Annotated in this window: 10 protein-coding genes; 6 read left to right on the top strand and 4 right to left on the bottom strand. The window is 32.0% G+C overall.

All coding sequences use genetic code 11. The features are described from left to right. Window positions 1-4 precede the first annotated feature (4 nt). The 6 genes from ACN5J7_RS10630 (at window position 5) to ACN5J7_RS10605 (ending at window position 6545) form a co-directional block, all read left to right on the top strand. Window positions 5-988, top strand: a complete 984-nt coding sequence (locus ACN5J7_RS10630) for a glycosyltransferase family 2 protein (RefSeq protein ID WP_418603877.1) — start codon at window positions 5-7, stop codon at window positions 986-988. After that, window positions 981-2090 carry a glycosyltransferase gene (locus tag ACN5J7_RS10625; protein ID WP_418603875.1) on the top strand — a complete coding sequence of 370 codons (1110 nt, stop codon included), beginning with the start codon at window positions 981-983 and terminating at the stop codon, window positions 2088-2090. The genes ACN5J7_RS10630 and ACN5J7_RS10625 overlap by 8 nt, the downstream gene beginning before the upstream one ends. Continuing rightward, complete coding sequence (locus ACN5J7_RS10620) at window positions 2080-2964, top strand: glycosyltransferase family 2 protein (protein WP_418603874.1); 885 nt, start codon at window positions 2080-2082, stop codon at window positions 2962-2964. Before ACN5J7_RS10625 ends, ACN5J7_RS10620 begins: the two co-directional genes overlap by 11 nt. Before the next feature lie 14 nt (window positions 2965-2978). Further along, window positions 2979-4094 (top strand): EpsG family protein, encoded by a 1116-nt coding sequence (locus tag ACN5J7_RS10615; protein ID WP_418603873.1) that lies wholly within the window; start codon window positions 2979-2981, stop codon window positions 4092-4094. Between the two features lie 42 nt (window positions 4095-4136). Then, window positions 4137-5123: a polysaccharide deacetylase family protein gene (locus ACN5J7_RS10610; RefSeq protein ID WP_418603872.1), complete on the top strand. Its 987-nt coding sequence runs from the start codon at window positions 4137-4139 to the stop codon at window positions 5121-5123. 198 nt (window positions 5124-5321) lie between these two features. After that, window positions 5322-6545, top strand: a complete 1224-nt coding sequence (locus ACN5J7_RS10605; protein ID WP_418603871.1) for a phenylacetate--CoA ligase family protein — start codon at window positions 5322-5324, stop codon at window positions 6543-6545. Between the two features lie 488 nt (window positions 6546-7033). On the opposite strand, the gene ACN5J7_RS10600 is transcribed toward ACN5J7_RS10605, so the two are convergent. From ACN5J7_RS10600 to ACN5J7_RS10585, 4 genes are all read right to left on the bottom strand, one after another. Continuing rightward, window positions 7034-9631 (bottom strand): T9SS type A sorting domain-containing protein, encoded by a 2598-nt coding sequence (locus ACN5J7_RS10600; protein WP_418603870.1) that lies wholly within the window; start codon window positions 9629-9631, stop codon window positions 7034-7036. Between the two features lie 282 nt (window positions 9632-9913). Then, window positions 9914-10387, bottom strand: a complete 474-nt coding sequence (locus ACN5J7_RS10595; RefSeq protein ID WP_418603869.1) for a serine O-acetyltransferase — start codon at window positions 10385-10387, stop codon at window positions 9914-9916. A gap of 590 nt (window positions 10388-10977) precedes the next feature. Next, window positions 10978-12858, bottom strand: coding sequence for a right-handed parallel beta-helix repeat-containing protein (locus ACN5J7_RS10590; protein WP_418603868.1), 1881 nt, complete (start codon window positions 12856-12858; stop codon window positions 10978-10980). Between the two features lie 346 nt (window positions 12859-13204). Then, window positions 13205-14854: a right-handed parallel beta-helix repeat-containing protein gene (locus ACN5J7_RS10585; RefSeq protein WP_418603867.1), complete on the bottom strand. Its 1650-nt coding sequence runs from the start codon at window positions 14852-14854 to the stop codon at window positions 13205-13207. Window positions 14855-14969: the final 115 nt, after the last annotated feature.

The following is a 14969-nucleotide window of genomic DNA, read 5'->3' as shown; positions in this document are numbered from 1 at the left end:
AATAATGTCTTTATTATTAACCATAGCAATTCCCGTTTACAATGTCGCTGAATATGTTGAGAAGTGTATTCGCAGCTGCTACAGTCAAAATATTCCTGTTTCGGATTATGAAATAATAATTATAAATGACGGCTCTACAGACAACAGTTTAGAAATTTGTAAAAATCTTCAATCAGAATTCACTTCATTAAAAATAATAACTCAAAAAAACAAGGGATTAAGCGGCGCAAGAAACACAGGACTTAAACACGCTAATGGCGAATATGTTTGGTTCATAGATTCTGATGATTGGATTGAACCCAATTGCTTAAAAGATATTTACAGCCAACTTAAACAATTCAAATCTGATATATTATGGATAGGACACGATGTTATTTTAAATGATGCATCGTATAGAAAATTCATACCAAATGCAATAGATGCCCCGATTAGCGGTGAGGAATTATTTATAAATCATTTAGATAATTTGTTTTACATCTGGAAGTTTATTTACAAAAAAGAGTTTTTAACACACAATAAATTAGAATTTTTAGAGGGAATTTATTATGAAGATTTAGAATTTACCCCAAGAGCTTTGATAAAAGCTAAAACCTGTTTTACAATCCCAAGGGTTTTTTATTATTATTTAATAAGACAAGGTAGCATTGCTAGCTTAAATAATATAAAAAATAAAAGTATTAATGACAGACTTCAAATAATTGAGGGTTTAACCAAATTGAAAAACGATAAAGATGTGTCGCCATCTTATTATAAAAAACTTCAAGATATTATTTTAGAAGCGTACATTACAACCATAAAAATGAGCGCTCGAGGTAAGTTAAAATTACCACCTTTAGCCTTTCAACTCATCAAAAAAATTAAATCCGATAATTATTTAATTGGTTCAAATAAGTTCGATTTTATAATAATGAAAATAAATCTAAGTATTTATCACTCTTTTTATAAAACTGTTTACGCAATAATCTCAAAAGTTAAAGGCTATGCATAGAATTTTACATGTTGTTGGACGCATGAATAGAGCTGGTGCAGAAACCATGCTTATGAATTTATATAGAAAACTGGACAGAAACAAGTTTCAATTCGACTTTTTGTATTTTACAAACGAGCACTGCGACTATGACGATGAAATACTTGATTTGGGGGGACGAATTTTTAGAATCCCCGGCGATAAATATAAAAATCCAATTACTAGAACATGGGCTACATATAAGTTATTTAAAAAGGAAAAAACGTTTTATGCCATTCAATGCCATCAAATGTTTAGTAATGCCTTGCATTTAATGGCAGGTTATTACGGTGGTATTACAATGCGTATTGCTCATTCTCACAACACTAGTGATGCTAACAGTAATAAATTAATAGGCAAAATTTATCATACCATATCTAAACGGCTTATTTCCAGCTATGCTACACATTTTATAGCATGTGGCGAAAATGCAGGAAAATTTTTGTTTCCAAAAAATGACAATGTAACATTTCTGCCAAATGCCATCGATTTGAATACTTTTATTAATGAAGATGAAACAGAAAAACAAATAGTTTTTAAAAATAAAAACTTAAATAAAGATTCGGTGGTTATAACCCAAATTGGACGTTTAAGTGAAGTGAAAAACCATGTGTTTACACTTAAACTAGCAGAATATTTAAAATTGAAGAACTATAATTTCCATTTGGCTATTGTTGGCTCTGGGCATTTAGAACATCAACTTAAAACATTAACAAAAGAACTTAAACTTGAAAATCATGTTACATTTTGTGGTGTAAGAAATGACATCGATGTGATTTTAAAAAACTCTTCACTAATGCTTATGCCTTCTTTATTTGAAGGGTTTCCGGTTGTTTTGGTAGAATCTCAGGCATGCGGTACTCCTGCCCTAATATCTTCTAACATTTCACCAGAAGTGGATCTAGAAATGGGATTGATTGAATTTTGCCGATTGGAGGATGATTTGGAGGCTTGGTTTAATAGCATTAAAAACATACTAAACAAACCAAGCGTAGAAGCCACAGTTAGAGAACAAGTATTATCTGAAAAAGGATTTAATATAAACTTAAGTGTTAAAAAATTGGAATTGTTTTATGGAAAGTAAAAATAAAAACCCTTTGGTTACCATTGGTATCCCTTTTTATAATAGTGAAAAATATTTAGCGTATGCTATTAACTCTGTTTTAATGCAATCTTATTCAAATTGGGAATTGCTTTTAATGGACGATGGTAGTAAAGATAATTCCGTAACTATTGCCAAAAATTTTGAACTAACCGACAGTAGAATTAAAGTGTATAGTGATGGTAAAAACTTTAAATTGCCAACACGTTTAAATCAACTCTCTAAGCTTGCAAAAGGTCAGTTTTACGCGAGAATGGATGCCGATGATATGATGCACCCCAACAGAATACAAACGCAAGTAGATTATTTAATCAATCACCCGGAGGTTGATTTGTTGGGCACAGGTTTGGTTGCCATTGATGGAGATAATAAAATAATTGGTATCCGAAAAGGAAAAGCGCATGCAAAGTTTCTTTTAAAAGAAGTTTTATTCGGAGGATGGTGTGTACATCCTACTATTACAGGGAAAACAGAATGGTTTAAAAACAACAAATATGACGAAACATTAACCAGAACAGAAGATTTTGACCTTTGGATAAGAACTGTTGAAAAAAGCCATTTTTGCAAAATTGATTTCTTGGGGCTGTATTATAGAGAGGAAAGCGAACTGTCTTTGAAAAAGTTTTTAATATCCATAAAACAAGTTTTTAAATTAAATTGGAAAAACAGGAAAACTATTGGCTATTTTTACGTTATGCTCAGTTACCCTAGAAAAATTTTCAAACTTTTGGTTTACCTCTTTTTTCATTATACGGGACTTATGGACTCATTGGTTAAGAGAAGATCTGGTGCCATGAACATTGAAGATGTTAAACACCATAACCGTATAATTAAAGATATATTGCAAAATAATTAAATTTAAAAGCTAGCATGAGTTATTTATTTGAAAATTTCAGGACTGGAGATTATCTTGATATTTACCTATGGCTGCTTTTTCTTTTTGTGTTTTTTGGATCGTTGATTATAAGACATTTGTTTTATAAAAACAAGGCCACGTACTTAAGAACAGATAGAAACATTTTAATTTTATTTGTTGTATTAATAATTTTTTTGTTTGGCACCAGAGGTATCAAGATTGGTACTGATACTTGGAATTATCATTTTTTTTATTTTCTTAGAGGCATTCGGTTAAGTAGTCCTTTTGAAATATTCAGTTATTTTACTACAGATTTGATGTTTGAAGTTATTATGTTCTTCACCTTACCTTTTAAAAATTTTACTGTTTTCATATTAACAGTTTCAATAATTTTTAATATTTCTATGTACAAATTTGTCAGGAGGTATACAAAATACAGCTATTCGGGCAGTAGCTTATTAATGTTTTTAATGATTGCCAGCTCATTTGTTTTTTTCACGCATCAAACAAATACCATACGAAATGGTTTGGCCATACCTTTTGTGCTTTTCGGAATTTATTACATGGATTTAAAGAACTACAAAAAAGCTTTTGTTTTTTTATTGATCGCCTACCTATGCCACGGTACAGCACTAATCCCAATAGCCTGTATTCTTGGCGCTCATTTTGGTGAAAAAATAAAATTAAAATATTTTATTTTGCTTTATTTATTTGGTATTGGTTTGGCTATGGTTGGTTTCGGTTTTAATAAAATTGCATTTCTGGCATCACTTGGAGCCGATGATGCACAGAGATTGTTTTTTGATGGTGAAACCGATTATCGAATTGGTTTCAGACCAGATTTTGTGCTTTATAATTCTTTGTTTTTATTTGTCTTTTTTAAATTAAGTACTCTAAAAAATAAAACCGATTTATTTTTAATTAAGTATTTTATTTTTGCTTCAATAATTTTCTTTTTCAACTTTGGCATTCCTTTTTCAGATAGGATTGGCGTGTACAGTTGGATCGCAATCCCTTTATTATTTACACAAACTATTAATAATAGATTTGGGCAAAAAAGTCTTCATTATTTAACCTTGGCAACCATAGGATATTTTACGCTCAATTTTTTTGTTTTACCCTTTTTATAGTAACAATATTAAGTCTAAATCTATTAATTAAACACACCAAGCATGAACGGTAAATTTGTAATATCTCTAGATTTTGAACTCCATTGGGGTATTTTTGATGTTAAAGAGGTTAAGGATTATAAAACCAATCTGGTAAACACCAGAGATGCAATTAGTAAAATCTTAGATCTTAGCAAGGCTTATGATGTTAGATTAACGTTTGCTACCGTAGGTTTTTTATTTAGCAAAACCAAAGAAGAGCTTAAAAAGTTCATCCCAGATGTAAAACCTTCCTATAGTTATCGCAAATTTGACCCCTACCGCATAATAGACTCAATTGGAGAAAACGAGGATGAAGATCCATTTCACTATGCTCAAAATATAGTAAAAAAAATTGCTTCAAATAAAAACCACGAAATAGGCACGCATACCTTTTGTCACTATTACTGCTTGGCAGAAGGGCAAAATGCTACAGAGTTTAATGCAGATTTAGAAGCTGCCAAAAATATAGCAAAAAGCCTAAATATTAATATAAACAGCATCGTGTTTCCTCGAAATCAAGTTGTCGAAAGTTATTTAAAGGTTTGTGCAAACAATGGTATAACATCGTACCGAGGAAACGAAAACACATGGGTGTTTATTCCAAAAAAAATGGGGCAATTGGCTAAAGCACTACGTTTACTAGATAGTTACATCAATATTTTTGGGCACCATACCTACTCTATTAAAGAATTGACGAAAACCGCCAGTAGTTGCTTAAACATTCCGTCTTCAAGGTTTTTACGACCGTACAGTAAAAAACTGAAAGTATTTGAAACCTTTAAATTACGAAGAATAAAAAACGCAATGACTCATGCTGCTAAGAACAACGAGCTATATCATTTATGGTGGCACCCTCACAATTTTGGTAGTGATTTAGATAAAAACATAAGCACATTACATTCTATTTATAAGCACTATAAAAAGCTTCATAAAGAATATGGTTTTGAGAGTGAAACCATGACATCATTAACAAACAAAGTTTTAATAAAAAATAAAATGAGTCTCTAGTATAAATTGTATTAACATTTTAATAATTTTAAACCAATGGCACCGTTTCTCGAAAATATTTTCTCCAAAAGCCCTGTTTTTTTTCAGGAATTCATGATTAGTTTTTTTAATTATCTGTCCTATAAGAAACGGCACGGAGGGAATTATAAAAAATATCGCAATCAATACAAGAACAATAAAGATTTATCTCTAAATGAATTGAAGCTCATTCAACTCGATAAACTAAACCGCTTTGTTGAATATGCTAAAAAAAACTCATCATTTTACCAAAAGTTATATAATCAAATCAATATAACTCGCTTTTATGCGGTAGATGAACTAAGTAAATTACCAATTATTAATAAGGAAGACTTAAGAAAAGAAATTGATGCCGTCTATACGATTTCGAAAGAAAATGCAGGAATAAGTAAAACAGGAGGAACTACAGGAAAAGCGTTGGAGGTAAGGTTCACATTTGACGACACTCAGGAAAGGTTTGCTATTTTAGACAACTTTAGAAGTTGGTATGGTTACAAGCTAGGAAAAAAAACAGCTTGGTTTAGCGGAAAAAGTCTTTTAAGTCCTAAGGACATTAAGAATAATCGGTTCTGGAAAACGGATAATTTTTATAAGGTACGTTATTACTCCACGTTTCATATACACAGTAAATATTTAAAATATTATTTACAAAACTTAATAGAATTTAAGCCAGAATACATGGTTGGGTTTCCTTCTACAATGTATGAAATTGCAAAATTCGGTATGGCAAATAATATAGAATTTCCGGCACGTTCCATTAAAGCCATATTTCCGACTGCAGAAACAATAACGGAAGACATAAGAAGCGTTTTGGAAGGCTACTTTAAAACCAATTTGTATAATCAATACGCATCATCAGAAGGTTCTCCTTTTATTTTAGAGTGCAAGAACAAAAAATTGCATTTGGAATTACAAAGTGGTGTTTTTGAAGTATTAGACGAAAACAATAAGGCTTGTAAAAAGGGACGACTAGTCGTTACTCCTTTTAACACCCGCGGTACACCATTAATAAGGTATGATATTGGTGATGAAATTGAGATGTATGATGCTGCCGAAACTTGTGGCTGCGGAAATAACAACCCTTTAGTTAAAAGTATTTTAGGTCGCATTTCAGATTATATTTATTCTGAAGAGACAGGAAAAATAAATTTAGGCAATATTTCAAATTGTTTAAAAGGCGTAAAAGGGATTATCAAATTTCAAGTACAACAAGCATCTATTGACAAACTACTTGTATTAATTGAAAAAGATGATCAATCTTATCACTCAAAATATGAAAAAGTTTTTTTGCAAAACCTTGTGGATAGAGTTGGTACAAAAATGGACATTACTTTAAAATATGTTACGGAAATACCTGTTGAAAAAAGCGGAAAATTTAGAATTGTAAAAAACTTGCTCAAATAAATTTTTAAAAAAAAGGAAAATTGACAACAATATTGTGTGCTTTTACAAAAGTAGTGGAATTGAGAAGATTGAAAATATGTATCAGTTGGATTGTCTTTTGAAATCACTTTGGCCAGATTTCCTTTCAACAAGGAATTATATTGAATTTAACGCTTTTTACTTCATTGCATAAAGTTTTTTAAAATTATAAAATGATGGATGAAAGGAATATTCTTCCATGTGTGGCCAAACCATATCAAGGTTATGAAAACGAAATTCTAAACAAAAATTTAAAATCGAACTTAAAACCAAAGGAAAATTAGTCAAAACTTTAATATAAGTTTACTATAATTTTGGACCAAATTTGCTTAATTATATCCTAAGCCCAAATCAATTGTATTAACAACATACAAACTAAAAAAATAAAAAGGCAGTGATGAAAAATCACTACCTTTAATTTATTCATTTTGCAACACTATTTTAGACGTCACAAATTTAAAACTTGAAAACTACTTCACAATTATCCTTTCAACCAATCTACCTTTATTTGTATCTAATTCTACAAGATACATTCCTTTTCGTAAGCTGCTAACATCAATTCTAGTTGTTTTAGCAGATAATACACGCTGAGCTAAAGTATTATAAAAAGTAACTTGGTTAAGCTCCATTCCTTTATTTAATGAAATATTTAAAACACCATTAACCGGATTTGGATATATTCTATAACTGCCAGTTTCTAATACATCAGAACCTAAAGTAACATTATCATTATTACCTGTATTCTCCTTCTTTGAATAAGAAGAACGAGCAGACGCTCCACAATCGGTGCTGAAGCTTGCTCCGGCATCCCTGTTGCTCCAGTTGGTCGTGCTGTAGGACACATTGTCAACCTCTATACAGTCCAAGTTAGGGTTGTTCCTTGCGTCGAAATAAGTGAAATTGCTGTTGTTGCCGTTACGCACGTTCAAGCTTGCCAAACTGTTGTTGCCAGCGGAAAGCGCCCTAAGAACGGTGTTGCCGCTAAGGTCCAGGCCAGTTAGGTCGTTCAGGTAGCAAGACAGAACTCTGAGTTCTGGGTTATTGCTAACGTCAAGATCAGTAAGGTTATTATTGTAACAGAACAAGTTCCTCAGGGCTGGACTGTTGCTAATGTCCAAGCTGGCTAGGTTGTTTGAGCCACAGGAAAGATCCGTCAGGCCAACAAATGCCTCAATACCCGTCAGGTCTGTTATCCCAAGGCCCGTTACGTTTAAGTTCGTTATGCCCTCGATGTTCTCGGTCGCCACGAAATTATCAAGAACGTCATCGTAACCACGGTCTATCAGTGCCTGCTCAAAGTTGTCGTCGGGTACATAAGTAAGGTCCGCGCCAACGGCATCACAATCGGTGCTAAAGCTTGCGCCGGCATCCCTATTTAACCAGTTGGTCGTGCTGTAGGACACGTTATCAACTTCAATACAGTCCAAATTTGGGTTGTTTCTAGCGTCGAAATAAGTGAAATTACTGTTATTACCGTTACTCACGTTCAAGCTGGTCAAACTGTTGTTGCCCGTTGAAAGCGCCCTAAGAGCGGGATTTCCGCTAAGGTTCAGGTCGGTGAGGTCATTCAGGTAACACGACAGTACACGGAGCGCTAAGTTGTTGCTAACGTTCAGATCAATAAGGTTATTGTTATGGCAGTAAAGGTCTCTTAATGCAGGACTATTGCTAACGTCCAAATTAGTGAGGTTGTTGGAACCACAGGAAAGACTAGTAAGGGATACAAAGGCCTGAATACCAGTTAAGTCGGAAATACCCATGTTTGATATGTTAAGAGACTCTATATCTTTAATGTTGTCGGTCGACACGTTGTCGTCTAGTACATCATCATAACCAAGGTCTATGAGTGCCTGCTCGAAGTTGTCGTCCGGGACATAGGTAAGGTCTACGCCAACGGCATCACAGTCCGTACTGAAACCTGCGTCAGTGTCTTTATTCGTCCAATTCGAGGCACTGTAAACAGCGTCGTCCACCTCTATACAGTCCAAATTCGGGTTATTCCTTGCATCGAAATAAGTAAAGCTAGTATTGTTACCATTGGCTACGTCTAAGCTCACCAGATTGTTGTTGCCACAGGATAACGATCTAAGCTCTGTATTAATACTTAAGTCTAAACTGATTAATTCATTAAAATAACAGGATAAATTAGCTAGCGAAGTGTTATTGCTTAAATTAAGGCTAACAATATTATTTAAAAAACAGGATAAAGTTGTTAAAGCTGTATTGTTACTTACATCTAAAACACTTAAATTATTCGAGCCACAGTAAAGCTCAGTAAGACTTACAAAGTCTTCAATACCGCTTAAATCAGAAATATTTTTATTTGATACATCCAAGCTCGTTAAGACATTGATGTTGTCGGTCTCAACGTAATCGTCCAACACGTCATCAAGACCAAGATCAATGAGCGCCTGCTCAAAATTATTATCAGGAATAAATGTTAGATCAGGCGAACCACCACCATCACAATTTGTACTAAAGCTGGTGCTTGTATCGCGATTTGGCCAGTTTGTGTTGCTGTAACTCACGTTGTCCACCTTTATACAGTCAAGATTTGGGTTTTCCCTTGCATCAAAGACAGTAAAATTAGAATTATTGCCATTACTAACATCTAAATTTGCCAGATTATTAAAATCGCAATATAGTTCTGTTAAAGCTGAATTTCCAGACAAATCTAAGCTTATAATATTGTTTAAACCACAATCTAAATTTGTTAATGCTTGATTATTGCTCAAATCTAACGCCACCAAGAAATTAACTGCACATGATAAGCTAGTTAATGCTGTATTGCTACTGACATCAATTACGGTAAGATCGTTGAACGAGCAATTTAAATTTACTAATGCCGTGAAAGCCTCGATACCAGTTAAATCGGAAATACTTTTAAATCTTAGGTCTAGATGGGTTATTTCGTTAATGTTACTTGTTTGCACATTATTGTCCAAAACATTATCGTAGCCCAAATCTATCAAAGCTTGTTCAAAATTATCGTCGGGAACATAAGTTTGCTGAGCAAAAAGAGAAATACTTGTAAATAATATGGCTAGAAAGAAATAAAAATTTTTCATGATATAATTTTTAGCTGCGAAGATATTAAAAATCAGTCTTTTAGCAACATTTAAAAAGATAAAATTATTAAAACTATATTTCTTGTGATTAATTATTTACAAATAACAAAATGAATAAGATTTTATACCAAAGCACAATAAGAAAAAACCAAGGAAAAAATGCTTATAAATCAGCTGCGTTTTATAAAAAATAAAGGGACAATCAACTATTGTGTGCTTTAGCTATTTATTAATCAAAAAATTAGGGATAGAGTTGGTTTAAAAATGGACATTACTTTTTAATTAAATAAAAATACCTGTTGGAATAAGTGGTTCAATTAGAATTGTAAAAGCCATGTTAAAGTATATTATAGTGAACAATGAGATATGTTTACCAAAATAATTTAATTGCGGATATCGCAAATATATGCCTCTGTGTGTATTATGCTTTGCAATCACTTTGGCCGGATTTCCTAATACCAAGGAATTATCGGGTACATCTATATTAACAAATGAATTTGGAGCTATTAAAACATTATTTCCAATTTGTATATTACCAACTGTTCCAACCCCCGTTCCAATCCAAACTTTATCGCCTATAGATGGATATCCTTTCAATTTACCGAGATTGGCCTGACCTATAGTGGTTGAAGGAGCAATATTACAATTTTTACCTATTTTGGCTTTTCTATTTATAATTATTGCTCCAAAATGATTTATAAAAACCCTTTTCCAATTGAAGTAGTTGCTGGAATTTGAAATCCATATTTTACACATATATGGCGAAGAATCAACCTGTAATAAATCCCCAAGATGGACATTTTTTTATAATGAGATGCTTTTCGGAAGTAATACATATAACGAAACCCTGGAAATCTCATACCCTTGGAAATTTTAGTCAAGCCTCCCCCCCCCCCATAACGGTATAAATCAGATTTTATAACTTCTTTCAACTTCATTATATCGTTTTTGTCAAATATTTTGTAAAAATAATAGGGGGTACTTAATTAAGAATAATATAATGTTTATTGTAGTTTAATTCGGTTAATAACAAAGTTAACAAATTATAATTACTAACAAAAAGTTTGGTGCAAAATTCTCCGTTAATTTGATTTAAATAAATTTATAGTAATGGGGAATCTACCAATGGCATTGTGTAGTTAAATTAAGTTGCTGTATATGTTTTACTATAAACTCACCTTCTCTATTCTCTCTAATCTGAAAAAAATTGCTTATTAATTATAAATAAAATGTAAAGGTTAATATTTAAAATATTAACCTAAAAAAAATAAAAAAAAACTCCCGGGAACATTCCAGGGAGTTATCTAACCTACAAAGTTTTTTTTCGCTCTACCAAATAAAGCAAATTAATTATTATTTATTAATTGAATATTTATTGAGTTAACAATACCAACATCTGTATTTATAGTTGAATTTTGAATCGTAATATTCTCAGAACCGTCAATATTATTAGATTTGTTCCCTGACGAGGTAAAAGTACAATTGTCAAAAACTAAATTTTCATTACTGTGTGCTTTTAAATCATATATATCTATTGGCCTCCTTGTAACAACTACTTCCTCATTTTCTATAAGTATATCTTTTATATCTTTTGTATAACCTACTCTTGCTACATAACCAAAACTAGTGGGTACATCTGTTTCTAATTTATTATTGTGTATATGGGCTCCGTATAACTTATCGTCAAGTATAATTGCCGATTTAAAACCAGTTAGGGTATTATCATATAATTCGTAATTATCACCAGCTAAAGTTATACCATTTCTATAGCCATTAATTTTATTTCCATAAATCTTATAATTCCTATTGAATTCATCTCCAAATGGGTCTAATCTTGATTTGAATATCATTGCATGTTCAAAAGGCACACCATCCTCAATTCTGGCCTCCATGGTATTATTTCTGATAACAATATCATGCGATGCTATATTAGTAATCATGGCATCAAAATAATTTTCTTCAATCGTAACAAAAGAACAAGTAAATAATACAATGTCTCCCACACTATTACCTTTAAAGGTGTTTCCTCTAAGAGTTACGTTTTCTATTTTTTCGTATTCTTTAAGGGTGCCGTCAGCTTCTCTAACTCTCCAAGCCTCAAAACTTATGCCCTGTCTAGGCCATGTTCCAGCAGAACTATAATCAACACCTGGTGGGTTTTCACCTAATGCAGTGTTAATAATGTTACAGTTTTCGACAAGAATTCCGTCGCCATCAAGAATACTCAATCCATTTCTTCTTGAAGCATCAATAGTACAGTTTCTTACTACCACGTTTTCAGAGATTATGGCATTACCCGGAGATCCATCTTCAGCCCTAATTGTACTACCATGTACCACAAAACCATCTCCGGCTCCATCGGATATGTATATACCTTCAAGCAAGATGTTTTTACCACCAGAAACGTGTGTTACATGTCCCCAATCGTGGGAGTAATAAGTTTTTCCATATAAATCAACTACTGGAGCGTAATCATGTTCCCAACGGTCGCCTATTAAATTGCCCCCAGTTATTTTAATGTTCTCTCCTTTATAAACCATTATTAAACTATAGGCATGAGCATTAGTTGGTTGTACGCGCAAAAACGAGTTGTCGCTCATGTTAAACTCAAAATCTGACGGTATTAAAATAGCACTTTCAGATTTTATTTTAGGGTTGTTAACTCTCGAACTTACATTAAAATAGGCATCTATTTTATCAATTTCAAGTTTAGTTGCTCCCATATCCTTAACCAGATACATGGTAGAGTTAATTATATTTTTATTTTCCAATGCAACAGCATCGGTTACTTTACCTTCAACAATGCCCCAGCGGTTTGGAATAAAATCAAAAGTTTCTTTTTCTAATTTAGGTAGCGCACCCTCTATTACTAAACTTGAACTTAATAATTCTCCCGATATTATAGAACCATTAGAAAAGTTTAGAGTGCCGTTAAAAATATCACCACCTTCATAAATTAATGATACATTTGATGGAAGTGAAATGGTTTGACCGGCTAAATCTAACTGGCAATTAATTATAACCGAAGTATTGGCTTCAAGGGTATTAAGTGTAAAATCACAAGGTAAACTGTAATCTACTTCAGGAGTTTGTCCTGTGTCTTCAGGGGTGGTTTCATCAACAGTTTCTTCTGATGTTTGCTCGATAAATAGTTCTTCTTTATTACATGAGGTTGTTAACATTATGGCACAGAAGAATAATAACATAAGTTTTAAATAATTTTTCATAAAGTTTCGATTTGGGGTCGATTAATAATGGGCTAAAGTATAAATTCAAATAAGAAAACTAATTTGAATTTGAATTTATTCGTTGAAATACATTAATTTTTGCAGATTTTTATCGATAAAACGTAAAGTAGTATCGATTATAAATATTTTTTGACAGTTTTTTCTTGTTAATAGAGAGTCTTTTTTTAAAAGCCTCTATTAGTAAATAATAAATTAATGGTAAACACTTAATATTGTGAAGGTTATTAAGATTGCTAGATTCAACCATAGTAATAAACTCAATATTTTACTATTGAATTTTAATAAACTGTAAACTAAAATAACAAGTTATTCGATTGTTTACTTATTAATTATTGTTAATTTGTTGAATGTTTGTAGAATTAAAAACGTTTATTTGAGTATTTAATTGGGAATTCTGAACTGTTATGTTTTCTGAACCAGAAATACTATTAACTTTATTATCTGTAGAATTAAATGTACAATTATCAAAAATTAATTTTTCAACAATATTGGCTTGCAATCCACTTATATTTAATGGGCGGTAAGTTACTGCTACGTTTTCGTTTGATACTGAAACATCCGTAGTGTTTGCTACCAAAGAAGCGTACCCAGAACTTGTACTAATATTTGATGTTAATGTGTTATTGTATAATTGTGCACCATTTAAATATTTATAAAAAGTAATTCCTGCTTTAAAATCGGTAAGTGTATTATTGTAAACCGTATAATTTTCACCTCCTAAAACCATTGCATTTACATAGTTTTTAATTTGATTGCCAGTAATTGTATAATTATAATTCATCTCCTTACCAAGAGGATCAAATTTTGATTTAAATAAAATCCCAAATTGATAATAATTACCATCGTCATCCAATCTTGCTTCCATAATATTGTCTTTTATAGTAATATCATGAGATGCTATATTGGCAATCATCGAATCAAAATAGTTATCGTGTATATTAACATTAGAACACGTATATAAATTAATGTCACCACCATAATTACCGGTAAATCTATTGTTTCTTATTTCAACATTTTCAATCCTTTGATATTCTATAAGGTTATTATTGGCATCTCTACCTCTATAAGCCTCGAAGCTAATACCGTATTTTGGATAAGCACCGGATGAGTTGTAAACACCTTTTGGATTTTCCGGTCCTTGGCCAGTATTTGTTATGTCGCAATTTTCCAAAAGAATGCCATCTCCATCTAAAAAGCTTAAAGCGTTTCTTCTAATTTCGTCAATTGTACAGTTTTTTATTGTTACGTTTTCTGATATTACCGAATTACTATCTGTTCTAATAACACTTTCATGAACTACAATACCATCTCCCGTTGCAGCAGATATATTTACATTGTCAATTTCAACATTTTTACCTCCAGAGATTTGAATTATGTGTCCCCAATCATGGGCTACCCATTCATTTCCATACAAATCGACTTCTGGCGAATAATCATGTACCCAACGGTCTCCAATTAAATTCCCCCCATTTATTTTAATGTTTTCACCTTCAAACACCATTAATAAACTATAAGTATGTGCCCCATTCGGTTGCACCCGCATAAATACATTATCACTCATCCTTAATTCAAAATTTGAAGGTATAAGGATAGCTGACTCTGATTTTATTTTTGGATTATTGACTCTAGAATTTACTTCAAAAAAGGCATCCATTTCATCAATCTGAAGTGTTGTTATCCCAAATTCTGCAACCCTTTTAATAATAAAGTTTAATATTTGGGTGTTTTCCTTTGCGACTTCGTTAGATACATTGCCTTCAACTATCCCCCAACGTTCTGGATTTAATACAAAAACATTATCTCGTTGTGCAGAACCGAAATCCTCATCTATTGCCAATAATTCTTCACCGGTTTCAACAAAAACCTCATCGTCATTGCAAGATAAAATAGAAATTGGAAATAGAGTTAAAATTAAAATGGCATATATATTTATCTTTTTCATTTTACTTAGGGCATTGTTTCTTTTTTTTATCATTTTGTCTTTATTTTGAGAATATTACTATTTTAGCCTAAATTTTATATTGTATAATTGCACTTTGTTTATTCTATTTTAGGTAGATACGAGAGAAACGTGTTTTTAGACTTTATTA

Source organism: Hwangdonia sp., from assembly GCF_048381975.1.
Classification (GTDB): Bacteria; Bacteroidota; Bacteroidia; order Flavobacteriales; family Flavobacteriaceae; genus Hwangdonia; species Hwangdonia seohaensis.
Note: the sequence above shows the minus strand (reverse complement) of the source record. Positions and strands in the feature narration are given on the sequence as shown.